The 22,818-nt window shown below is 71.0% G+C and carries 19 protein-coding genes; 18 read left to right on the forward strand and 1 reads right to left on the reverse strand.

Translation table 11 applies throughout. From position 1 onward, the window contains the following. The 14 genes from ACTT8P_RS12095 to ACTT8P_RS12160 form a co-directional block, all read left to right on the forward strand. A partial coding sequence (locus tag ACTT8P_RS12095; RefSeq protein ID WP_442831595.1) for a peptidoglycan D,D-transpeptidase FtsI family protein occupies window positions 1-1,851 on the forward strand: 1,851 nt, incomplete at its 5' end. Between the two features lie 175 nt (window positions 1,852-2,026). Then, window positions 2,027-3,562, forward strand: coding sequence for a UDP-N-acetylmuramoyl-L-alanyl-D-glutamate--2,6-diaminopimelate ligase (locus ACTT8P_RS12100; RefSeq protein ID WP_442831596.1), 1,536 nt, complete (start codon window positions 2,027-2,029; stop codon window positions 3,560-3,562). Window positions 3,563-3,590: 28 nt separating this feature from the next. Further along, entirely contained in the window at window positions 3,591-4,997 is a 1,407-nt protein-coding gene (locus ACTT8P_RS12105) for a UDP-N-acetylmuramoyl-tripeptide--D-alanyl-D-alanine ligase (protein WP_442831597.1), read from the forward strand. Further along, window positions 4,997-6,085 (forward strand): phospho-N-acetylmuramoyl-pentapeptide-transferase, encoded by a 1,089-nt coding sequence (gene mraY, locus ACTT8P_RS12110; protein WP_442831661.1) that lies wholly within the window; start codon window positions 4,997-4,999, stop codon window positions 6,083-6,085. Before ACTT8P_RS12105 ends, mraY begins: the two co-directional genes overlap by 1 nt. Continuing rightward, on the forward strand, window positions 6,070-7,485 hold the full coding sequence (gene murD / locus ACTT8P_RS12115; protein WP_442831598.1) for a UDP-N-acetylmuramoyl-L-alanine--D-glutamate ligase: 1,416 nt from the start codon (window positions 6,070-6,072) through the stop codon (window positions 7,483-7,485). Before mraY ends, murD begins: the two co-directional genes overlap by 16 nt. 74 nt (window positions 7,486-7,559) lie before the next feature. Beyond that, on the forward strand, window positions 7,560-8,936 hold the full coding sequence (gene ftsW / locus ACTT8P_RS12120) for a putative lipid II flippase FtsW (RefSeq protein ID WP_442831599.1): 1,377 nt from the start codon (window positions 7,560-7,562) through the stop codon (window positions 8,934-8,936). 6 nt (window positions 8,937-8,942) lie between these two features. Next, a complete protein-coding gene (gene murG, locus ACTT8P_RS12125; protein ID WP_361160575.1) occupies window positions 8,943-10,040 on the forward strand; it encodes an undecaprenyldiphospho-muramoylpentapeptide beta-N-acetylglucosaminyltransferase in 1,098 nt (365 codons plus the stop codon). Window positions 10,041-10,064: 24 nt separating this feature from the next. Beyond that, window positions 10,065-10,859, forward strand: coding sequence for a cell division protein FtsQ/DivIB (locus tag ACTT8P_RS12130; RefSeq protein ID WP_442831600.1), 795 nt, complete (start codon window positions 10,065-10,067; stop codon window positions 10,857-10,859). A gap of 287 nt (window positions 10,860-11,146) precedes the next feature. Continuing rightward, complete coding sequence (gene ftsZ / locus ACTT8P_RS12135; RefSeq protein ID WP_442831601.1) at window positions 11,147-12,349, forward strand: cell division protein FtsZ; 1,203 nt, start codon at window positions 11,147-11,149, stop codon at window positions 12,347-12,349. Beyond that, window positions 12,346-13,083, forward strand: coding sequence for a peptidoglycan editing factor PgeF (gene pgeF, locus ACTT8P_RS12140; RefSeq protein ID WP_442831602.1), 738 nt, complete (start codon window positions 12,346-12,348; stop codon window positions 13,081-13,083). Before ftsZ ends, pgeF begins: the two co-directional genes overlap by 4 nt. 6 nt (window positions 13,084-13,089) lie before the next feature. Beyond that, entirely contained in the window at window positions 13,090-13,809 is a 720-nt protein-coding gene (locus tag ACTT8P_RS12145) for a YggS family pyridoxal phosphate-dependent enzyme (RefSeq protein WP_442831603.1), read from the forward strand. Window positions 13,810-13,938: 129 nt separating this feature from the next. Next, complete coding sequence (locus tag ACTT8P_RS12150) at window positions 13,939-14,580, forward strand: cell division protein SepF (protein WP_442831604.1); 642 nt, start codon at window positions 13,939-13,941, stop codon at window positions 14,578-14,580. 46 nt (window positions 14,581-14,626) lie between these two features. Then, on the forward strand, window positions 14,627-14,911 hold the full coding sequence (locus tag ACTT8P_RS12155; RefSeq protein ID WP_007448661.1) for a YggT family protein: 285 nt from the start codon (window positions 14,627-14,629) through the stop codon (window positions 14,909-14,911). Between the two features lie 55 nt (window positions 14,912-14,966). Then, window positions 14,967-16,220 carry a DivIVA domain-containing protein gene (locus ACTT8P_RS12160; RefSeq protein ID WP_442831605.1) on the forward strand — a complete coding sequence of 418 codons (1,254 nt, stop codon included), beginning with the start codon at window positions 14,967-14,969 and terminating at the stop codon, window positions 16,218-16,220. Window positions 16,221-16,397: 177 nt separating this feature from the next. Here ACTT8P_RS12160 and ileS read toward each other — a convergent pair whose 3' ends face one another. Next, window positions 16,398-19,571, reverse strand: coding sequence for an isoleucine--tRNA ligase (gene ileS, locus ACTT8P_RS12165; RefSeq protein ID WP_442831606.1), 3,174 nt, complete (start codon window positions 19,569-19,571; stop codon window positions 16,398-16,400). 457 nt (window positions 19,572-20,028) lie between these two features. On the opposite strand from ileS, the gene ACTT8P_RS12170 reads away from it, so the two are divergent. Genes ACTT8P_RS12170 through ACTT8P_RS12185 form a run of 4 tightly spaced genes read left to right on the forward strand, consistent with a single transcriptional unit; the run spans window position 20,029 to window position 22,788 of the window. Continuing rightward, on the forward strand, window positions 20,029-20,709 hold the full coding sequence (locus tag ACTT8P_RS12170) for a TraR/DksA C4-type zinc finger protein (protein WP_442831607.1): 681 nt from the start codon (window positions 20,029-20,031) through the stop codon (window positions 20,707-20,709). 49 nt (window positions 20,710-20,758) lie between these two features. Beyond that, window positions 20,759-21,337 (forward strand): signal peptidase II, encoded by a 579-nt coding sequence (lspA, locus tag ACTT8P_RS12175; protein ID WP_442831608.1) that lies wholly within the window; start codon window positions 20,759-20,761, stop codon window positions 21,335-21,337. 42 nt (window positions 21,338-21,379) lie between these two features. Then, complete coding sequence (locus tag ACTT8P_RS12180) at window positions 21,380-22,324, forward strand: RluA family pseudouridine synthase (RefSeq protein ID WP_442831609.1); 945 nt, start codon at window positions 21,380-21,382, stop codon at window positions 22,322-22,324. Further along, the gene (locus tag ACTT8P_RS12185) at window positions 22,321-22,788 is read left to right on the forward strand and encodes a GNAT family N-acetyltransferase (protein ID WP_442831610.1); all 468 of its coding nucleotides are present in this window, start codon (window positions 22,321-22,323) and stop codon (window positions 22,786-22,788) included. The genes ACTT8P_RS12180 and ACTT8P_RS12185 overlap by 4 nt, the downstream gene beginning before the upstream one ends. The last annotated feature ends 30 nt before the right edge of the window (window positions 22,789-22,818 follow it).

Raw genomic sequence — 22,818 nt, forward strand, 5'->3', positions numbered from 1 at the left:
GGTCCGCCCCGCGGCGCCGCGCCACGGACCATCCGGCTGGGCAGCCCCCGCCCCCGGCTGCGACTGGTCGGCTTCGCGCTGGCCCTGGTGCTGATCGCCTTCGTGGTACGCCTGCTCCAGGTGCAGGCCGTCGACGCCGGCACGTACACCGCCAAGGCCGAGCAGAACCGGTACGTCGTGCACACCCTGACCGCCGCGCGCGGCGGCATCACCGACCGCAACGGCGTGGCCCTGGCGACCACCGTGGACGCCTACGACATCACCGCCGACCCCACGATGTTCACCCGCGAGCAGTTGAAGATCGACGACGGTCCCGAGCAGGCCGCGGCGCTGCTCGCCCCGATCCTCGGCGAGGACCAGGACGAGCTGGCCAAGACCCTGCGCCCGGCCAACAAGCAGTCGCGCTACGTCCGGCTGGCCCGCGCCCGCACCCCGCAGGAGTGGAACCAGATCCAGGATCTGAAGTCCGCCCTGTCCAAGAAGGCGGAGACGGACGAGTCCACCGTCAACGTCCTGGCCGGTGTCTTCGCCGACCCCAGCAGCAAGCGGGTCTACCCCAACGGCGACCTCGCCGCCGGGGTGATCGGCTGGGTCAACTCCGAGGGCGAGGGCAGCGGCGGTCTCGAACGCCAGCTCGACAAGACGCTGGCCGGCCAGGACGGCGAGATCCGCTACGCCCAGTCCGGCGGCCACCAGGTCCCCACCGTCGGCGCCAACGAGACCCCCGCGGTGCCCGGCAGCGACGTGGAGCTGACCATAGACCGCGACATCCAGTGGGCCGCGCAGGACGCCATCAGCGAGCAGGTCGAGGAGTCCGGGGCGGACGGCGGCTACGTCATCGTCCAGGACACGCAGACCGGCGAGATCCTCGCCATGGCCAACTCACCCGGCTTCGACCCCGGCGACCTGGCCCACGCCGACCCGGACGCGCTCGGCAACGGCGCCCTCCAGGACGCCTTCGAGCCCGGCTCCACCGCCAAGGTCATGTCGATGGCCGCCGTACTGGAGGAGGGGGCCGCCACCGCCGGCACCCATGTCACCGTCCCCAACCGGCTGCATCGCGGCGACCGGCTGTTCAAGGACGACATCGACCACCCCACCTGGTACCTCACGCTCAACGGCGTGCTCGCCAAGTCGAGCAACATCGGCACCATCCTGGCCACCGGCGAACTCGGCAAGACCCAGGAAGAGGCCAACCAGGTCCTCTACTCCTACCTGCGCAAGTTCGGCCTCGGCAGCTACAGCGGCCTCGGCTTCCCCGGCGAGACCAAGGGCATCCTCGCCGCCCCCGGCCAGTGGTCCACCTCGCAGCAGTACACGATCCCTTTCGGCCAGGGCGTCTCCCTCAACGCGCTCCAGGCGGCCTCCGTCTACTCGACGATCGCCAACGGCGGGGTACGCGTCGAACCCACCCTGGTGCGGGGGACCAAGGACGCCGAGGGCGGCTACACGCCCGCGGCGAAGCCCAAGAAGACCCGAGTGATCAGCGAAAAGACCGCCAAGACCCTCTCGCAGATGCTGGAGTCGGTCGTCGACGACGAAGAGGGCACCGGCACCAAGGCCCGCATCCCCGGCTACCGGGTGGCGGGCAAGACCGGTACGGCCAACCGAGTGGATCCGGCCACCGGCCAGTACAAGGGATACACCTCGTCCTTCGCCGGATTCGCACCCGCGGACGAACCCCGGGTCACCGTCTACTGCGCCATCCAGAACGCCACCAAGGGCAGCTACTTCGGCGGCCAGATCTGCGGCCCCGTCTACAAGCAGGTCATGGAGTTCGCCCTGAAGTCCCTTCAGGTCCCGCCGACCGGGACCGACCCCGCGAACCTGCCGGTCACCTTCACACCCTGACCCGTTTCCGACGCACGTCCGAGCCACCAGGAACCACCCCGTGACAACGATCACCCCCGATCCCGGGAACCAGAACGGCCCCCGCCCCTCACTTCGCGGGCAAGCGGGTGCGCCCGGTACGCTCACCGCCGTGCCACAGCCTGATCAGTCCCAAACCACCCAGAAGGGCCACCCCGTGACCTACCCGGGACCGCCCCGTCCGGTGCGGGTCTCCGCCACCCCCCTCGCGGAGCTCGTCGGCCAGCTGGGTGTTACCGCCTCCGTGGGCGACGCCGCGGTCACGGGCATCACCCACGACTCGCGCGCCGTCCGCCCCGGAGACCTGTACGCCGCCCTGCCCGGTGCCCGCGCCCACGGCGCCGACTTCGTCACCCAGGCCGCCGGCCTCGGCGCCGCCGCCGTACTGACCGACCCGTCCGGCGCCGAGCGCGCCGCCGCCACCGGACTGCCGGTGCTGGCGGTCGACGACCCGCGCGCGGAGATGGGCGAGCTGGCGGCGACGATCTACGGCCACCCCGGCCGCGACCTGCTCCAGCTCGGCATCACCGGCACCTCCGGCAAGACCACCACCGCCTACCTGGTGGAGGGCGGTCTGCGCACCGCGAAGGCCACCGGCCTGATCGGCACGGTGGAGATGCGCATCGGCGACGAACGAATCAAGTCCGAGCGGACCACCCCCGAGGCCACCGACCTGCAGGCCCTGTTCGCGGTGATGCGCGAGCGCGGCACCGAGGCGGTCGCCATGGAGGTCTCCAGCCACGCCCTGGTGCTCGGCCGGGTCGACGGCTGCGTCTTCGACGTCGCCGTCTTCACCAACCTCTCCCCGGAACACATGGAGTTCCACCGGGACATGGAGGACTACTTCCAGGCCAAGGCGCAGCTGTTCACCCCGCTGCGCAGCCGGCTCGGGGTGGTCAACGCCGACGACGAGTACGGCCGCCGGCTGGCCCGCGAGGCCACCGTCCCGGTCGTCACCTACTCGGCCGAGGGACACCCCGACGCCGACTGGCGGGCCGAGGACGTCGAGGTCGGTCCGCTGGACTCGACGTTCACGGTCGTCGGACCCAAGGGGGAGCGGATCACCGCCCGCTCGCCGCTGGCCGGTCCGTTCAACGTGGCCAACACCCTCGCCGCGATCGTGGCGCTGGCCGTCGCCGGTCTCGACCCGCAGGCCGCGGCCGACGGGGTGGCCGCGGTGCCCGGCGTGCCGGGCCGGCTGGAGCGGGTGGACGCCGGGCAGCCGTACCTGGCCGTCGTCGACTACGCGCACAAGACCGACGCGGTCGAGTCGGTGCTCAAGGCGCTGCGCAAGGTCACCGAGGGCCGGCTGCACGTCGTCCTCGGCTGCGGCGGTGACCGGGACACCACCAAGCGGAAGCCGATGGGCGCGGCCGTCGCCCGGCACGCCGACACCGCCGTACTGACCTCCGACAACCCCCGCTCCGAGGACCCCCTCGCGATCCTCGCCACCATGCTCCAGGGCGCCGCCTCGGTGCCCGCCCACGAGCGCGGCGAGGTGCAGGTCTTCGAGGACCGGGCCGCCGCCGTCGCCGCCGCCGTCGCCCGGGCCGAGCCCGGCGACACGGTGCTGGTCGCGGGCAAGGGCCATGAGCAGGGGCAGGACATCGCCGGGGTGGTGCGTCCCTTCGACGACCGCCAGGTGCTGCGCGAAGCCATCCAGAAGCAGGCCGTCCAGAAGACCCAGGGATGAAATCCCGCATGATCCAGGGGATGAACTTGTGATCGCCCTCTCCCTCGCCGAGATCGCAGAAGTCGTCGGCGGGCAGATGCACGACATACCGGACCCGTCGGCCGAGGTCACCGGACCGGTCGTCCGGGACTCCCGCGAGGCGGGACCCGGCAGCCTGTTCGTCGCCTTCGTCGGCGAACGCGCGGACGGCCACGACTTCGCGCCGGCGGTCGTCGCGGCGGGAGCGGTGGCCGTGCTCGGCTCCCGGCCCGTCGGCGTGCCCGCGATCGTCGTGGACGATGTCACCGCCGCCCTCGGCGCCCTCGCCCGGCACGTCGTACGCCGCCTGGGAGCCACCCTGGTGGCGCTCACCGGCTCGGCCGGCAAGACCAGCACCAAGGACCTCATCGCGCAGGTGCTCGGCCGCAAGGCGCCGACGGTGTTCACGCCGGGCTCGCTCAACAACGAGATCGGGCTGCCGCTGACCGCGCTCACCGCCACCGAGGAGACCCGTTTCCTGGTCCTGGAGATGGGCGCCCGCGGCATCGGCCACATCCGTTATCTCGCCGGTCTCACCCCGCCGCGGATAGGAGTCGTCCTCAACGTCGGCTCCGCGCACATCGGCGAGTTCGGCGGCCGCGAGCAGATCGCCCAGGCCAAGGGCGAACTGGTGGAGGCCCTTCCGGAAGACGGGACCGCGGTCCTCAACGCGGACGATCCCTACGTACGGGCCATGGCCTCCCGAACGAAGGCGAAGGTGATCCTTTTCGGAGAGTCCGGCGAAGCGGACGTACGCGCCGAGAATGTGCGACTCACGGACACCGGACAACCCGCGTTCAGGCTTCACACACCCTCCGGTGCAAGCGATGTGACCATGCGCCTGTACGGTGAGCACCACGTGTCGAACGCGCTCGCCGCGGCCGCCGTCGCCCACGAGTTGGGCATGTCCGCAGACGAGATCGCCACCGCGCTCTCCGAGGCGGGCTCCCTCTCCCGCTGGCGGATGGAGGTCACCGAGCGCCCGGACGGCGTGACGGTCGTCAACGACGCCTACAACGCGAATCCCGAGTCCATGAAGGCCGCGCTGCGCGCGCTGGCGGCCATGGGCAAGGGACGCCGTACGTGGGCGGTGCTCGGCGAGATGGCCGAGCTCGGGGACGAGGCGCTCGCCGAGCACGACGCGGTCGGACGGCTCGCCGTCCGGCTCAACGTCAGCAAGCTCGTCGCGGTCGGGGGCAGGGAAGCCCAATGGCTGCAACTGGGCGCATACAACGAGGGTTCGTGGGGTGAGGAGTCGGTGCACGTGTCCGACGCACAGGCGGCGATCGACCTGTTGCGCAGCGAGCTGCGCCCGGGCGACGTCGTGCTCGTGAAGGCGTCCCGTTCGGTGGGTCTGGAGGCAGTCGCCACGGCGCTGCTCGAGACCGGCACCGAGGGTGAGGTCGCTGCCCGATGATGAAGCAGATCCTGTTCGCGGGAGTCATCGGCCTGTTCCTCACGCTGGTCGGCACACCGCTGCTGATCAAGCTCCTCGCCCGCAAGGGCTACGGCCAGTACATCCGGGACGACGGCCCGCGCGAGCACGCCAGCAAGCGCGGTACGCCGACCATGGGCGGCATCGCCTTCATCTTCGCGACGGTCGCCGCGTACTTCCTGGCCAAGTTGATCACCGGGTACCTGGACCCCGATGTCGACGCGGCGCCGACCTTCTCGGGCCTGCTGGTGCTCGGCCTGATGGTCGGCATGGGCCTGGTCGGCTTCCTGGACGACTACATCAAGATCGTCAAGCGGCGTTCGCTGGGTCTGCGGGCCAAGGCGAAGATGGCCGGCCAGCTGATCGTCGGCATCGCCTTCGCGGTGCTCGCGCTCCAGTTCGCGGACAGCCGCGGCAACACCCCGGCCTCCACCAAGCTGTCGTTCATCAGCGACTTCGGCTGGACCATCGGCCCGGTGCTGTTCGTGGTCTGGGCGCTGTTCATGATCCTGGCCATGTCCAACGGCGTGAACCTCACCGACGGTCTGGACGGTCTGGCCACCGGCGCCTCCGTCCTCGTCTTCGGCGCCTACACGTTCATCGGCGTCTGGCAGTTCCAGGAGTCCTGCGCCAACGCCAGCACGCTGACCAACCCGGGCGCCTGCTACGAAGTGCGCGACCCGCTGGACCTGGCGGTGGTCGCCTCCGCGCTGATGGGCGCCTGTCTGGGCTTCCTGTGGTGGAACACCTCGCCGGCCAAGATCTTCATGGGCGACACCGGTTCGCTCGCGCTCGGCGGTGTGCTCGCGGGACTGGCGATCTGCTCCCGCACCGAGCTGCTGATGGCCATCCTCGGCGGCCTGTTCGTGCTGATCACCATGTCGGTGGTCATCCAGGTCGGCTCGTTCAAGATGACCGGCAAGCGGGTCTTCCGGATGGCACCGCTCCAGCACCACTTCGAACTCAAGGGCTGGTCCGAAGTACTTGTCGTGGTCCGTTTCTGGATCATCCAGGGCATCTGTGTGATGGTCGGACTGGGCCTCTTCTACGCGGGATGGGCAACGAAGTGACCCACTGGCAGGGACAGCACGTCACCGTCGCCGGGCTCGGCGTCTCCGGAGTCCCCGCGGCCAAGGTGCTGCACGGTCTCGGCGCGCGCGTCACCGTCGTCAACGACGGCGCGGACGAGCGCGCACGGGCGCAGGCGGCCGAGTTGGAGGCGCTCGGCATCACCGTGCGCCTCGGTGACGGAGATTCCCTGCCCCAGGGCACCGAACTGATCGTCACCGCCCCCGGCTGGAAGCCGACGAAGCCGCTGTTCGCGGCGGCCGCGGCGGCCGGCGTCCCGGTCTGGGGCGACGTCGAACTGGCCTGGCGGCTGCGCGGCGAGAACGCCGCCCCCTGGCTCGCCGTCACCGGCACCAACGGCAAGACCACCACCGTCCAGATGCTCGCCTCGATCCTCAACGCGGCGGGCCTGCGCACCGCCGCCGTCGGCAACATCGGCGTCTCCCTGCTGGACGCGGTCACCGGCGAGCAGGAGTACGACGTCCTGGCGGTGGAGCTGTCCAGCTACCAGCTGCACTGGGCGCCCTCGCTGCGCGCCCACTCGGCCGCCGTCCTCAACCTCGCCCCCGACCACCTCGACTGGCACGGCTCGATGGAGGCGTACGCCGCCGACAAGGGCCGTATCTACGCGGGCAATCAGGTCGCCTGTGTCTACAACGTGGCCGACCAGGCGACCGAGGACCTGGTCCGCGAGGCCGACGTCGAGGAGGGCTGCCGGGCGATCGGCTTCACCCTCGGCGCCCCGGCGCCTTCCCAACTCGGCGTCGTGGACGGCATCCTGGTCGACCGTGCCTTCGTGGAGAACCGGCGGAAGAACGCCCAGGAGCTGGCCGAGGTCACCGACGTCAACCCGCCGGCCCCGCACAACATCGCCAACGCGCTGGCCGCCGCCGCCCTCGCCCGCGCCTACGGGGTGCCCGCGGCGGCCGTCCGGGACGGGCTGCGCGCCTTCACCCCGGACGCCCACCGCATCGCGCACGTCGCCGACCTGGACGAGGTGGCGTACGTGGACGACTCCAAGGCCACCAACACCCATGCCGCCGAGGCGTCCTTGGCGGCGTACGAGTCGATCGTGTGGATCGCCGGCGGACTCGCCAAGGGCGCCACCTTCGACGAACTGGTCACCGGCGCGGCGAAGCGGCTGCGCGGCGTCGTGCTGATCGGCGCCGACCGCGCGCTGATCCGGGAAGCTCTCGCGCGACACGCCCCCCAGGTACCGGTCGTCGACCTCGACCGGACCGACACTGGGGCGATGCTCGCGGCGGTCCAGGAGGCGCGGCGGCTGGCCCGGCCCGGCGACACGGTGCTGCTGGCCCCGGCCTGCGCCTCCATGGACATGTTCGTCAACTACAACAAGCGCGGTGACGCGTTCGCACAGGCCGTTCGCGAACTCGGCGCCTGACCCGGCCCGCCACGCCGGGCGACCACGGGAGGGACACGTGGGACGGTCCAGGCCGACGTACAGCGGAGGCTGCGATGCCCGGTAGTCCCGGTAGCCGTACCGGCGGCCGGCCGCCCGTACAGCGGGCCGTCAAACGGCCCGCTCCCCGGCGGACGACGGCCCCCGAGAACCCGCTGCGGCGCCTGTTCACCCGCCTGCAGCGGGCCTGGGACCGGCCGCTGACCGCCTATTACCTGATCGCCGGCGGCAGCGCGCTGATCACCGTGCTCGGCCTGGTGATGGTCTACTCGGCCTCCCAGATCACCGCGCTCCAGCTCTCGCTGCCCGGCTCGTACTTCTTTCGCAAACAGTTCCTGGCGGCGGTGATCGGCACCGCGCTGCTGCTCGCCGCCATGCGGATGCCGGTCCGGCTGCACCGTGCGCTGGCCTACCCGATCCTGGCCGGCGCGGTCTTCCTGATGGCGTTGGTGCAGGTGCCGGGGATAGGGATGTCGGTCAACGGCAACCAGAACTGGATCTCGGTGGGCGGCCCCTTCCAGCTCCAGCCCAGTGAGTTCGGCAAGCTCGCCCTGGTGCTGTGGGGCGCCGATCTGCTCGCCCGCAAACAGGACAAGCGGCTGCTGACCCAGTGGAAGCACCTGATGGTGCCGCTGGTGCCGGTCGCCTTCCTCCTGCTCGGGCTGATCATGCTCGGCGGCGACATGGGCACCGCGATCATCCTGACCGCCATCGTGTTCGGACTGCTGTGGCTGGCCGGGGCGCCCACCCGGATGTTCGCCGGGGTGCTGTCCGTCGCCGCGCTGCTCGGGGTGATCCTGATCAAGACCAACCCCAACCGGATGGCGCGGCTGGCCTGCATCGGCGCCACCGACCCGGGGCCGGGCGACTCCTGCTGGCAGGCGGTGCACGGCATCTACGCGCTCGCCTCGGGCGGCCTGTTCGGTTCCGGACTGGGCGCCAGCGTGGAGAAATGGGGCCAACTCCCCGAAGCGCACACCGACTTCATCTTCGCCGTCACCGGTGAGGAACTGGGCCTGGCGGGGACGCTGTCCGTCCTCGCCCTCTTCGCGGCTCTAGGCTATGCGGGTATCCGCGTGGCCGGACGCACGGAGGACCCCTTCGTCAGGTATGCCGCGGGAGGCGTGACCACCTGGATCACGGCCCAGGCCGTGATCAACATCGGTGCGGTCCTCGGACTGCTGCCGATCGCCGGCGTCCCGCTCCCGCTGTTCTCCTACGGGGGTTCCGCCCTGCTGCCGACCATGTTCGCCATCGGGCTGCTGATCGCCTTCGCACGCGACGAGCCCGCTGCGCGGGCGGCGCTCGCGATGCGGCAACCTCGCTTTGGTAGAAAGCGGGGGACCGGGGGCACCGGGTCCAAGCGGAGGCCCCGGAGTTGGAACACGATGCGACGGCGTGCCTCGGCGGCACGCTCGTCCGGAGAGCGGTGAATTTCGGTGCATGTCGTACTCGCCGGCGGAGGAACCGCGGGCCACATCGAGCCCGCGCTCGCCCTCGCGGACGCCCTGCGCAGGCAGGACCCGACCGTGGGCATCACGGCCCTGGGCACGGAGCGCGGCCTGGAGACCCGGCTGGTACCCGAGCGGGGGTACGAACTGGCGCTGATCCCGGCCGTACCGCTGCCGCGCAAGCCCACCCCCGAGCTGATCACCGTCCCGGGCCGGCTGCGCGGCACCATCAAGGCGACCGAGCAGATCCTGGAGCGCACCCGCGCGGACGCCGTGGTCGGCTTCGGCGGCTACGTCGCCCTGCCCGGCTACCTGGCCGCCAAGCGGCTCGGCGTGCCGATCGTCGTGCACGAGGCCAACGCCCGCCCCGGCCTGGCCAACAAGATCGGCTCCCGGTACGCCCGCCAGGTCGCCGTCTCCACCCCGGACAGCAAGCTGCGCAACTCCCGGTACATCGGCATCCCGCTGCGCCGCGCGGTGGCCACCCTGGACCGGGCCGCCGCCCGCCCCGAGGCCCGCGCCGCGTTCGGGCTCGACCCCAACCTGCCGACCCTGCTGGTCTCCGGCGGCTCGCAGGGCGCCCGGCGGCTCAACGAGGTGGTCCAGCAGGTCGCGCCCTGGCTCCAGCAGGCCGGCATCCAGATCCTGCACGCGGTCGGCCCGAAGAACGAACTGCCGCAAGTGCACCAGATGCCGGGGATGCCCCCGTACATCCCGGTAAGTTATGTGGACCGGATGGACCTCGCGTACGCCGCGGCCGACATGATGCTGTGCCGCGCGGGCGCGATGACCGTCGCCGAACTCTCCGCCGTCGGACTCCCGGCCGCCTACGTCCCGCTGCCCATCGGCAACGGCGAACAGCGGCTCAACGCCCAGCCGGTGGTCAAGGCCGGCGGCGGCCTGCTGGTCGACGACGCGGAACTGACCCCCGAGTGGGTCCAGCAGAACGTGCTGCCGGTGCTGGCCGACCCGCACCGGCTGTACGAGATGTCCCGCGCCGCCGCCGAGTTCGGCCGCCGGGACGCCGACGACCTGCTCGTCGGCATGGTGTACGAGGCGATCAGCGCCGCCCGCGCGCAGCGCTAGCCGATCCGACGGAGGGCAGGAAGCGTGGCCGGACCGACCACCGCCGAACGCGGCGAACGCCGGCGGGAGTCGTCCGGCCCGCCCCGCCCCCGGCACTTCCCCCGCCCCAGCGTTCGTACGATCGTCATCCTGGCCGTCCTCCTGGTGGTCCTGGGCGGGACGGCCGGCTGGCTGCTGTACGGCTCCGACTGGTTGCGGGTGAGAAGTGTCTCGGTCTCCGGGACCCGGGTCCTCACTCCCGCGCAGGTGCGCGAGGCCGCCGACGCCCCGGTCGGGGAGCCGCTCATTTCCGTCGACATCGCGGCGATCGAAGCGGGACTGAAGAAGAAATTGCCCCGAATTGACGCGATTGAGGTCACTCGTTCCTGGCCCGACGGAATCGACCTGAAAGTGACCGAACGCACGGCGATTCTCCTGGTGCAAAACGGCGACAAGTACGTGGAAGTGGACGATGCGGGCGTCCGATTCGCCACGATTTTCCGCGCCCCCAAGGGTGTTCCGCTGCTGGAATTGGCGGTGTCCCACTCGGGTTCGTCGGCCGCGAGCCTGCGCCGTTTCGGCGAGGACCGGCTGGTCCGGGAGGCGGTCCGGGTGGCCGGCCGGCTGCCGGCCGCGGTCGCCCGCGACACCCGCCTGGTCAAGGTACGTTCCTTCGACGACATCTCGCTGGAGTTGAGCGGCGCCCGGACCGTCGCCTGGGGGAGCGGCGAAAAGGGCGCTGACAAGGCACGCGCGCTCACCGCGCTGATGAAAGCCTCGCCCGATGCGCGGCACTTCGACGTAAGTGTTCCCACCGCACCGGCCTCGTCAGGGAGTTGACGGACATCGACGCAGGCCAGCACCCTGGTTGGGCAGCGCTACGGCTGATCACATAGGGTGAAAAGAAAAACGGGAGGTTCGGCGTGTTCGTTGAACGCGCGCCACTTGTCGACTTAGTGTCCTGTTCAGAAGACTCCAGGGAACGGACACACTGGTAACCCTAAACTTCAGCGTTAGGGTTCGGGTCGGCGCTACGGACCGTCCCATTCGGCATCAGTCGGCGGGTTGCGGGGCACCAGTGCTCCATCGATCCGACGACACGTAACTCGAGGCGAGAGGCCTTCGACGTGGCAGCACCGCAGAACTACCTCGCAGTCATCAAAGTCATCGGTGTCGGCGGCGGTGGTGTCAATGCCATCAACCGGATGATCGAGGTCGGTCTCAAGGGCGTCGAGTTCATCGCCATCAACACCGACGCGCAAGCCCTGTTGATGAGCGACGCCGACGTCAAGCTCGACGTCGGCCGTGAACTCACCCGCGGACTCGGCGCCGGAGCCAACCCGGCCGTCGGCCGCAAGGCCGCCGAGGACCACCGCGAGGAGATCGAGGAGGTCCTCAAGGGGGCCGACATGGTCTTCGTGACGGCCGGCGAGGGCGGCGGCACCGGCACCGGCGGCGCGCCCGTGGTGGCGAACATCGCCCGCTCGCTCGGCGCCCTCACCATCGGCGTGGTCACCCGCCCGTTCACCTTCGAGGGACGGCGCCGGGCCAACCAGGCCGAGGACGGCATCGCCGAACTGCGCGAAGAGGTCGACACCCTCATCGTCATCCCCAACGACCGGCTGCTGTCCATCTCGGACCGCCAGGTCTCGGTCCTCGACGCCTTCAAGTCGGCCGACCAGGTCCTGCTCTCCGGTGTGCAGGGCATCACCGACCTCATCACCACCCCCGGCCTGATCAACCTGGACTTCGCCGACGTGAAGTCGGTCATGTCCGAAGCCGGTTCGGCGCTGATGGGCATCGGCTCGGCCCGCGGCGACGACCGCGCGGTGGCCGCCGCCGAGATGGCGATCTCCTCGCCGCTGCTCGAAGCGTCCATCGACGGCGCCCGGGGCGTGCTGCTCTCCATCTCCGGCGGCTCCGACCTCGGCCTGTTCGAGATCAACGAGGCCGCCCAGCTGGTCAGCGAGGCCGCCCACCCGGAGGCCAACATCATCTTCGGTGCCGTCATCGACGACGCCCTCGGTGACGAGGTCCGGGTCACGGTCATCGCGGCCGGCTTCGACGGCGGCCAGCCGCCCACCAAGCGGGACAACGTCCTCGGCTCGTCCGCCGCCAAGCGCGAGGAGCAGCCCGCCCCGCCGGCCCGGCAGCCCGAGAGCCGCCCGTCCTTCGGCTCGCTCGGCAGCGTCAAGCCGAAGGAGGAGCCGGAGTACGCGCCGGAGCCGGTCAGCGACCTGCCGCCGGTCACCCCGCCGCCGGTCCCGCCGTCCCGGACCTACTCGGACAGCGCGGCCGAAGAGCTGGACGTGCCGGACTTCTTGAAGTGATAGGACAACGCTCGGCGACGAGCACAGTGAGCGGCGCGCACTTCGCCTTCACCGACCGGTGGGGCGGGGTGAGCGCCGTTCCGTACGAGGAGCTCAACCTCGGCGGCGCGGTCGGCGACGACCTCGCCGCCGTACGGACCAACCGGGAACTCGCGGCCAAGTCCCTCGGGCTGGCCGCGGACCGGGTGGTCTGGATGAACCAGGTGCACGGCGCCGGAGTCCAGGTGGTCGACGCGCCCTGGGGCGACGCGCCGGTGCCGGAGACCGACGCGCTCGTCACCGCGCGGCGCGGCCTCGCCCTCGCCGTCCTCACCGCCGACTGCGTGCCGGTCCTGCTGGCCGACCCGGTGGCCGGGATCGTCGCCGCCGCGCACGCGGGCCGGCCCGGCATGATCGCCGGGGTGGTCCCGGCCGCCGTACGCGCCATGACCGGACTCGGCGCCGACCCGGCCCGGATCACCGCCCGCACCGGACCCTCGGTGTGCGGCCGGTGTTACGAGGTGCCGGAGGCGATGCGCGCCGAGGTGGCCGCCGTCGAGCCGGCGGCGCACGCCGTCACGAGCTGGGGTACCCCGGCGGTCGACGTGGCCGCCGGAGTGCACGCGCAGCTCGAACGGCTCGGGGTGCGCGACCGGGCGCATTCGCCGGTGTGCACGCTGGAGTCGAAGGATCACTTCTCGTACCGCCGCGACCGCACCACCGGGCGGCTCGCGGGCTATGTCTGGCTGGACTGATGGGGCATGACGGAGCGTAAGGACGAACTCGCCGCGAACCTCGCGAAGGTGGAGGAGCGCATCGCCGCCGCGTGCGCCGCCGCCGGCCGGGCCCGCGAGGAAGTGACCCTGATCGTGGTCACCAAGACCTATCCGGCGAGCGATGTGCGCACCCTGGCGGAGCTGGGCGTGCGGCACGTCGCCGAGAATCGCGACCAGGACGCGGCGCCCAAGGCCGCCGAATGCGCGGATCTGCCGCTCACCTGGCACTTCGTCGGGCAGTTGCAGACCAACAAGGTACGATCCGTGGTCGGTTACGCCGGTCTCGTGCAGTCCGTCGACCGCGCACGGCTCGTCACCGCCCTGTCCAAGGAGGCGGTCCGGGCCGGGCGCGAGCTCGGCTGTCTGGTCCAGGTCGCCCTCGACGCGGGGGCGAACGGACGGGGCGAGCGGGGCGGCGTGGCACCCGGCGGAATCGAAGAGTTGGCCGACCTGGTCGCCGGGGCGGCGGGGCTGCGGCTCGACGGACTGATGACGGTGGCGCCGCTGACCGGGGAGTACGCCGGGCGCCAAGCGGCCGCGTTCGAGCGGCTCATGGATGTGGCGAGGGACCTGCGCCGCGCCCATCCGGCTGCGAACATGGTCTCGGCAGGGATGAGTGCGGACCTCGAACAGGCGGTGGCCGCCGGAGCGACACATGTGCGCGTCGGCACCGCGGTACTCGGCGTCCGCCCCAGGCTCGGGTAACGTCGCCAAGAAGTCGGACCACAGCAGAAAATATGGTCATTACCGTCGAAAGGCGGACGTAACGACCTCGTGGATCGCGGGCATTTGCCAGTCGTCAGCCGATCCACCACAGAGCGGAGGACTCAGAGCATGGCCGGCGCGATGCGCAAGATGGCGGTCTACCTCGGCCTCGTGGAGGACGATGGGTACGACGGCCGGGGCTTCGACCCCGACGACGACTTCGAACCCGAACTCGACCCGGAGCCCGAACGGGATCATCGACGGCATGAACCGGCACATCAGTCGCATGGTTCACATCAGTCACAAAGGGACGAAGAGGTACGAGTCGTACAACCGCCCGCACCGCGCGAGCCGGTGGCCCGCTCCACTTCGCTAGGCGCGGAATCCGGGCGACCCGCCCGGATCGCGCCCGTGGCATCCATCACACAAGAACGCGCGAGCCTGGAAAAGAGCGCACCGGTCATCATGCCCAAGGTCGTGTCCGAACGAGAGCCCTACCGGATCACCACGCTTCACCCGCGGACCTACAACGAGGCCCGTACCATCGGGGAACACTTCCGTGAGGGCACTCCGGTGATCATGAATCTCACCGAGATGGACGACACGGACGCGAAGCGACTTGTCGACTTTGCCGCTGGCCTGGTGTTTGGTCTTCACGGCAGTATCGAGCGGGTGACGCAGAAGGTGTTCCTGCTGTCTCCTGCTAACGTCGATGTCACGGCGGAGGACAAGGCCCGCATCGCAGAGGGCGGGTTCTTCAACCAGAGCTGAGACGTAGCACCGGTTAAGTTGGTCAGGGGAGAGGGAAGCAAGGGTCATGAGCGTGGTCCTGGATGTCGTCTACATCGCGCTGATGTGCTTCCTCATCGTGCTGATCTTCCGGTTGGTCATGGACTATGTCTTCCAGTTCGCCCGCTCGTGGCAACCCGGCAAGGCGATGGTGGTCGTACTGGAGGCCACCTACACTGTCACCGATCCACCGTTGAAGCTTCTGCGGCGGTTCATTCCGCCGCTGCGTCTCGGGGGCGTGGCGCTCGACCTGTCCTTCTTCGTACTGATGATCATCGTCTACATCCTGATCTCGATCGTGAGCCGGCTGTGAGCGATGAGAGAGATACGGGCTTGCCGAATGCCGACGACTACGTTGAGGTGAAGAGATGCCGTTGACCCCCGAGGACGTGCGGAACAAGCAGTTCACGACCGTCCGCCTCCGAGAAGGCTATGACGAGGACGAGGTCGATGCCTTCCTCGACGAGGTCGAAGCCGAACTGACCCGTCTGCTCCGCGAGAACGAGGACCTGCGCGCCAAGCTGGCCGCGGCCACGCGCGCGGCCGCGCAGAACCAGCAGAACATGCGCAAGCCCCCCGAGCAGCAGGATCAGCAGCAGGGCGGCCACCCCCAGCAGGGCGGGATGCCCCAGCAGGGCGGCCACCCTCAGCAGGGTGGGATGCCCCAGCAGGGTGGGATGCCCCAGCAGGGCGGCATGCCGCAGCAGGGCGGGATGCCCCAGCAGGGCATGCGCGGTCCGGGTGCTCCGGTGCCCGCCGGCATATCGGGCCCGCCGCAGCAGCAGATGGGTGGCCCCATGGGTGGCCCGCCCCAGCTGCCGAGCGGTGCCCCGCAGCTGCCCGCCGGTCCCGGCGGACAGGGCGGCCCGCAGGGTCCCGGTCCGATGGGCCAGGGCCCGGGGCCGATGGGCCAGGGTCCGGGGCCGATGCAGGGACAGATGGGCCCCGGCCCGATGGGCGGCCCCATGGGCGGTCCGCAGGGTCATGGTGGTCCCGGCATGCCCGGTCAGGGCGGTCCCGGTGGGGACAGCGCCGCACGCGTGCTGTCGCTGGCCCAGCAGACCGCCGACCAGGCGATCGCCGAGGCCCGGTCCGAGGCCAACAAGATCGTCGGTGAGGCGCGTTCGCGAGCCGAGGGTCTGGAGCGGGACGCCCGTGCCAAGGCCGACGCCCTGGAGCGGGACGCGCAGGAGAAGCACCGCGTCGCGATGGGCTCGCTGGAGTCCGCCCGCGCCACGCTGGAGCGCAAGGTCGAGGACCTGCGCGGCTTCGAGCGCGAGTACCGCACCCGGCTGAAGTCCTACCTTGAGTCGCAGCTGCGTCAGCTGGAGACCCAGGCCGACGACTCGCTGGCGCCGCCCCGGACGCCCGCGGCGGCCTCGCTGCCGCCGTCCCCGGCGCCGTCGATGGCTCCGGCCGGTGCGAGTGCGCCGTCCTACGGTGGCAACCAGTCGATGGGCGGTGGTCCGGGCGGGGCGTCCGGGCCGTCGTACGGCGGGCAGCAGCAGATGTCACCGGCGATGACTCAGCCGATGGCTCCGGTGCGGCCGCAGGGGCCTTCGCCGATGGGGCAGGCGCCGTCGCCGATGCGCGGGTTCCTCATTGACGAGGATGACAACTGAGCGGTGTTGAACGGTAGTACGGCGGTGTAGTCGGCGGCGTTCAGGGCGGGTCCCGGGTTTTGCCCGGGGCCCGCCTCTTTTTGTTGGGTGCGGGGTGTTGGTGGGGGGCGGGGGTGCGGGGTGGGGGTGCGAAGGCCCGGTTCCCCTGGCGGGGGACCGGGCCTTCGTCTGTGTTGGTTATGCCTTGCGGAGGCGGAAGGCCAGGGTCAGGGGCTCGTCCGTGAACGGGGCTCCGTACGTGTCGTCCGCCGCGCCCTCGGCGAAGTCCGTGGCCAGGACCTCGTCGGCGATCAGGGACGCGTGGTCGGTCAGGGCGGCGCTGGTGGCCGGGTCCGTGGCCGTCCAGCGCAGGGCGATGCGGTCGGCGACGTCCAGGCCGCTGTTCTTGCGGGCCTCCTGGATCAGGCGGATCGCGTCCCGGGCGAGGCCCGCGCGGCGCAGCTCCTCGGTGATCTCCAGGTCGAGGGCGACCGTGGCGCCGGAGTCGGAGGCGACCGACCAGCCCTCGCGCGGCGTCTCCGTGATGATCACCTCGTCGGGTGCGAGGGTGATCGTCTCGCCGTCCACCGCCACCGACGCCGTGCCCTCGCGCAGGGCGAGGGAGAGGGCGGCGGCGTCCGCGTTCGCGACCGCCTTGGCGACGTCCTGGACGCGCTTGCCGAACCGCTTGCCGAGCGCCCGGAAGTTGGCCTTGGCGGTGGTGTCGACCAGGCTGCCGCCGACCTCGGACAGCGAGGCGAGCGACTCGACGTTCAGCTCCTCCGTGATCTGCGCGTGCAGCTCGGGGGAGAGCGCCTCGAAGCCCGTCGCCGCGATCAGCGCGCGGCGCAGCGGCTGGCGGGTCTTGACGCCGGACTCCGCGCGGGTGGCGCGGCCCAGTTCGACCAGGCGGCGGACCAGGACCATCTGCCGGGACAGCTCCGGGTCGATGGCGGTCAGGTCGGCCTCGGGCCAGGAGGACAGGTGGACCGACTCGGGGGCGCCCGGGGTGACCGGCACGATCATGTCCTGCCAGACCCGCTCGGTGATGAACGGGGTCAGTGGGGCCATCAGCTTGGTGACCGTCTCGACGACCTCGTGCAGGGTGCGCAGGGCCGCCTTGTCGCCCTGCCAGAACCGGCGGCGGGAACGGCGGACGTACCAGTTGGACAGGTCGTCGACGAACGCGGACAGCAGCTTGCCGGCCCGCTGGGTGTCGTAGCCCTCCAGGGCCCCGGTGACCTGGTCGGTGAGCGCGTGCAGTTCGGACAGCAGCCAGCGGTCCAGGACCGGGCGATCGGCCGGGGCCGGGTCCGCCTCGCTCGGCGACCATCCGGTGGTGCGGGCGTACAGGGCCTGGAAGGCGACCGTGTTCCAGTAGGTGAGGAGCGTCTTGCGGACGACCTCCTGGATGGTGCCGTGGCCGACCCGGCGGGCCGCCCAGGGGGAGCCGCCGGCCGCCATGAACCAGCGCACCGCGTCGGCGCCGTGCTGGTCCATCAGCGGGATCGGCTGGAGGATGTTGCCCAGGTGCTTGGACATCTTGCGGCCGTCCTCGGCGAGGATGTGGCCGAGGCAGACCACGTTCTCGTAGGAGGACTTGTCGAAGACCAGGGTGCCGATGGCCATCAGCGTGTAGAACCAGCCGCGGGTCTGGTCGATGGCCTCGGAGATGAACTGCGCCGGGTAGCGGGACTCGAACAGTTCCTTGTTCTTGTACGGGTAGCCCCACTGCGCGAACGGCATCGAACCCGAGTCGTACCAGGCGTCGATGACCTCCGGCACGCGGGTGGCCGTCTTCGCGCACTGGGGGCACGGGAAGGTGACGTCGTCGATGTACGGGCGGTGCGGGTCCAGGGCCGACTGGTCGGTGCCGGACAGTTCGCTGAGCTCCGCGCGGGAGCCGGCCACCGTGAGGTGGTCGTCCTCGCAGCGCCAGATCGGCAGCGGGGTGCCCCAGTAGCGGTTGCGGGACAGCGCCCAGTCGATGTTGTTGTTCAGCCAGTCGCCGTAGCGGCCGTGCTTGACCGAGTCCGGGAACCAGTTGGTCTTCTCGTTCTCCTGGAGCAGCCGGTCCTTGATCTGCGTGGTGCGGATGTACCAGGACGGCTGCGCGTAGTAGAGCAGCGCGGTGTGGCAGCGCCAGCAGTGCGGGTAGCTGTGCTCGTACGGGGTGTGCTTGAACAGCAGGCCGCGGGCGGCCAGGTCCTCGGTGAGCTGTTCGTCGGCCTTCTTGAAGAAGACGCCGCCGACGAGGTCGAGGCCCTCCTCGAAGGTGCCGTCGGGGCGGACCGGGTTGACCACCGGCAGGCCGTAGGAGCGGCAGACCTTGAAGTCGTCCTCACCGAAGGCGGGGGACTGGTGGACCAGACCGGTGCCGTCCTCGGTGGTGACGTAGTCGGCGTTGACGACGTAGTGGGCCGGCTCGGGGCTGTGCCCATTGGTTCCCTCGCTGTCGCTCGGGAACTCCACCAGCTCGAAGGGGCGCTGGTACGTCCAGCGTTCCATCTCGGCGCCGGTGAAGGTCTGGCCGGTGGTCCCCCAGCCCTCGCCGAGGGCCTTCTCCAGCAGGGGCTCGGCGACGACGAGCTGCTCCTCGCCGTTGGTCGCGACGACGTAGGTGACCTCGGGGTGGGCGGCGACCGCGGTGTTGGAGACCAGCGTCCAGGGGGTGGTCGTCCACACGACGAGCGCGGCCTGGCCGGCCAGCGGGCCGGAGGTGAGCGGGAAGCGGACGTAGACCGACGGGTCGACGACCGTCTCGTAGCCCTGGGCCAGCTCGTGGTCGGACAGGCCGGTGCCGCAGCGGGGGCACCAGGGGGCGACCCGGTGGTCCTGGACCAGCAGGCCCTTGTTGAAGATCTCCTTCAGCGACCACCAGACGGACTCGACGTACTCCGGGTCCATCGTGCGGTACGCGTCGTCCAGGTCGACCCAGTAGCCCATGCGGGTGGTCAGCTCGGTGAAGGCGTCCGTGTGCCGGGTCACCGACTCGCGGCACTTGGCGTTGAACTCCGCGATGCCGTACGCCTCGATGTCCGGCTTGCCGCTGAAACCCAGCTCCTTCTCGACCGCCAGCTCGACGGGCAGGCCGTGGCAGTCCCAGCCGGCCTTGCGGGCCACGTGGTAGCCGCGCATGGTACGGAAGCGCGGGAAGACGTCCTTGAAGACGCGGGCCTCGATGTGGTGGGCACCGGGCATGCCGTTGGCGGTGGGCGGACCCTCGTAGAACACCCATTCGGGGCGGCCCTCGGACTGCTCCAGGCTCTTGGCGAAGATCTTCTGCTCGTGCCAGAAATCGAGCACCGCGTGTTCGAGCGCGGGCAGGTCGACCTGGGCGGGTACCTGGCGGTACTGCGGCTGCGTAGTCAACGGACTTCCTCCGGCGGACGTGCTGCTTCCGTCGGAGGGACGAGAGCGCTGGGCCCCCGCGGTACCACCCTCCTTGGCTCCCACGCGCCCGGTGCGCCGGTGAGCCCCCTCATTGGGGTCGCGGCCGGTTCTACTGACCCCCTGGGGGCTTTCTTCCGGCGGCTCCGGGGTGATCTTCACGTCGCGCTCGCCCCCGGGCTCACACCGTCCCCGGGTCGCTCTGGGCCGCTCACGCCGCTACTCGTCCCCATCCACGCTTTTCGCTCCGCCCAGTGTACGGCGCCCGGCGGACAGCGGCCGACCGGTTTCCGGCACCGGCATACCTGGCGGGGAGCTGGGCACAACGGATGCAGGTCGGTCGCGCGGGGCGGTGCGCCCCGTTGCCGCGGAGCGGAAGTCGATTTATCGTCCCAGCACGATTCGCGTGCGTGATCACCGTTTGTGAAGGGGCCGCGGCATGGTGGCGAAGAAGACCGCGGCGGGGAAGACCGCGGCGGGAAAGACGCCGGGCGAGCGGACCGCTCCGCGGAAGGCGGCCGCCGAGCAGACCGCCGCCAAGAAGAGCACGGCCAAGAAGAGCACGGCCAAGCAGGGCACGGCCAAGAAGAGCACGGCCAAGAAGGCGGGTGCGGCCGAGGCCGCGGAGCAGACGGGAGCCACGACGGTGGTTGCGAAGAAGACTCCTGGCACGGCCACGGCGGCGAAGACGGCCGTACCGAAGGCGCGGGGCGGCCCGGTGGCACCCGGGGACCTCGCGGTACGCCCCGGTGAGGACCCGTGGACCCCGGAGGAGGTCGAGGAGGCGCGCGGGGAGCTCCAGTCCGAGGAGACCCGGCTCCGCGCCGAGCTGGACGCCTCCGAACGGGCGCTCCAGGGCCTGATGCGGGACTCCGGGGACGGCGCCGGGCAGGACGAGGCGGACACCGGCACCAAGAACATCACGCGCGAGCACGAGCTGGCGCTGGCCGCCAACGCGCGCGAGATGCTCACCCAGACCGCGCACGCGCTGGAACGGCTGGACGCGGGCACCTACGGGCGGTGCGAGAACTGCGGCGAACCGATCGGCAAGGCCCGGATGCAGGCGTTCCCGCGGGCCACCCTGTGCGTGGAGTGCAAGCAGAAGCAGGAGCGCCGCTGAGCGGTGCCGTACCCTCGTGCTCAGTCGGAAACTAGGTCGAGGGACTCACGTGGCAGAGGCGGAGCGCATCATCGGTACGCCGGACACCCCGGACGCGGCGGCGGACGGGCAGCAGGAGGCCGCCGGTGCCGAGCGGCCCCGGGGCAGGCGCCGGATCGCCGTGCTGTTCGCGGTGGCCGTCTGCGCGTACGCCCTGGACCTGGTCAGCAAGATGCTCGTGGTGGCGAAGCTGGAGCACCACGAGCCGATCGAGATCGTCGGCGACTGGCTGCGGTTCGAGGCGATCCGCAACGCGGGGGCCGCCTTCGGCTTCGGCGAGGCGTTCACGGTGATCTTCACGGTGATCGCGGCGGCGGTGATCGTCGTGATCGCCCGGCTCGCCCGCAAGCTCTACAGCCTGCCCTGGGCGATCGCGCTCGGCCTGCTGCTCGGCGGCGCCCTCGGCAACCTCACCGACCGGATCTTCCGCGCGCCCGGCGTCTTCGAGGGCGCGGTGGTGGACTTCATCGCCCCCAAGCACTTCGCCGTCTTCAACCTCGCCGACTCGGCGATCGTGTGCGGCGGCATCCTGATCGTGCTGCTGTCCTTCCGGGGGCTGGACCCGGACGGAACCGTCCACAAGGACTGAGCGCGTACGACGGTGTCAGTGCCGTCCGGCATACTCGACCGGGTGAGCACGCTTCCCGAGATCCGTACCCTGCCCGTGCCCGACGGCCTGGAGGGCGAGCGCGTCGACGCCGCCATCTCCCGCATGTTCGGCTTCTCCCGTACCAAGGCCGCCGAGCTGGCGGCGGCGGGGAAGGTGGCGGTCGACGGCGCGGTGGTCGGGAAGTCCGAGCGGGTGCGCGGCGGCGCCTGGCTGGAGGTCGAGATGCCGCAGGCGCCGGCGCCGGTCCAGGTGGTCGCCGAGCCGGTCGAGGGCATGGAGATCGTGCACGACGACGAGGACGTGGTCGTGATCGTCAAGCCGGTCGGGGTGGCCGCCCACCCGTCGCCCGGCTGGTCCGGCCCGACCGTGATCGGCGGCCTGGCCGCCGCCGGGTACCGGATCTCCACCTCCGGCGCCGCCGAGCGGCAGGGCATCGTGCACCGCCTCGACGTCGGCACCTCGGGGCTGATGGCGGTCGCCAAGTCGGAGCGCGCGTACACCTCGCTCAAGCGCCAGTTCAAGGAGCGCACGGTCGACAAGCGCTATCACACGCTGGTGCAGGGCCACCCCGACCCGACCAGCGGCACCATCGACGCCCCCATCGGCCGGCACCCGCAGCACGACTACAAGTGGGCGGTGACGGCGGAGGGCAAGCCCTCCGTGACCCACTACGACCTGATCGAGGCGTTCCGCGCGGCCTCCCTGCTCGACGTGAAGCTGGAGACCGGCCGCACCCACCAGATCCGCGTCCACATGGCGGCCCACCGCCATCCCTGCGTCGGCGACCTGACCTACGGCGCCGATCCCACCCTGGCCAAGCGGCTGGGGCTGACCCGGCAGTGGCTGCACGCCGTCCGGCTCGGTTTCGAGCACCCCGGCACCGGCGACTGGGCGGAGTTCGCCAGCGACTACCCGGACGACCTCCAGCAGGCCCTGGACCGGGTGAGGGAGGAGACCTACGCATGAGCCCGGTGTATGAGATACGCGTCGCCGAGGACCCGGCCGACCGGGAGGCGTGCTTCGCGGTGCGCAAGGAGGTCTTCGTGGCCGAGCAGGGCGTCGACGAGGACATCGAGTACGACGCCTACGACGCCGTGGCCGTGCACGTCCTGGCGGTCCGCGAGGACGGCGTGCCGCTCGGCACCGGGCGGCTGCTGCACGGCGCGGCGGCGGCCGGCAAGACCAACGGGGACATAGGCGTGGGCTCGCTGGGGCGGCTCGCGGTGACCCGGGCGGCCCGCGGGCTGGGCGTCGGGGCCGCGCTGGTGCGGGCCATCGAGGACGCGGCGCGGGCACGTGGGCTCACCGCGGTGGACCTGCACGCGCAGACCCACGCCCTCGGGTTCTACCAGCGGCTCGGCTACGAGGCGTACGGACCGGAGTTCCCGGACGCGGGGATACCGCACCGCGCGATGCGACGCGTTCTGTGACCTGAGGTTTCCCGGGGGCCGACGGGGCAG

Source organism: Streptomyces sp. JW3 (assembly GCF_052216785.1).
In the GTDB taxonomy this organism is placed as follows: Bacteria; Actinomycetota; Actinomycetes; order Streptomycetales; family Streptomycetaceae; genus Streptomyces.

What these genes read in the sequence shown, in the direction of transcription:
- ACTT8P_RS12155 (WP_007448661.1), top strand. Translation starts at nt 14,627, where the DNA reads ATGAGCGTGGTCCTGGATGTCGTCTACATCGCGCTGATGTGCTTCCTC.
- ftsW (WP_442831599.1), top strand. Translation starts at nt 7,560, where the DNA reads ATGCCCGGTAGTCCCGGTAGCCGTACCGGCGGCCGGCCGCCCGTACAG.
- ACTT8P_RS12160 (WP_442831605.1), top strand. Translation starts at nt 14,967, where the DNA reads ATGCCGTTGACCCCCGAGGACGTGCGGAACAAGCAGTTCACGACCGTC.
- mraY (WP_442831661.1), top strand. Translation starts at nt 4,997, where the DNA reads ATGAAGCAGATCCTGTTCGCGGGAGTCATCGGCCTGTTCCTCACGCTG.
- ACTT8P_RS12170 (WP_442831607.1), top strand. Translation starts at nt 20,029, where the DNA reads ATGGTGGCGAAGAAGACCGCGGCGGGGAAGACCGCGGCGGGAAAGACG.
- murD (WP_442831598.1), top strand. Translation starts at nt 6,070, where the DNA reads ATGGGCAACGAAGTGACCCACTGGCAGGGACAGCACGTCACCGTCGCC.
- ACTT8P_RS12150 (WP_442831604.1), top strand. Translation starts at nt 13,939, where the DNA reads ATGGCCGGCGCGATGCGCAAGATGGCGGTCTACCTCGGCCTCGTGGAG.
- ACTT8P_RS12145 (WP_442831603.1), top strand. Translation starts at nt 13,090, where the DNA reads ATGACGGAGCGTAAGGACGAACTCGCCGCGAACCTCGCGAAGGTGGAG.
- ACTT8P_RS12185 (WP_442831610.1), top strand. Translation starts at nt 22,321, where the DNA reads ATGAGCCCGGTGTATGAGATACGCGTCGCCGAGGACCCGGCCGACCGG.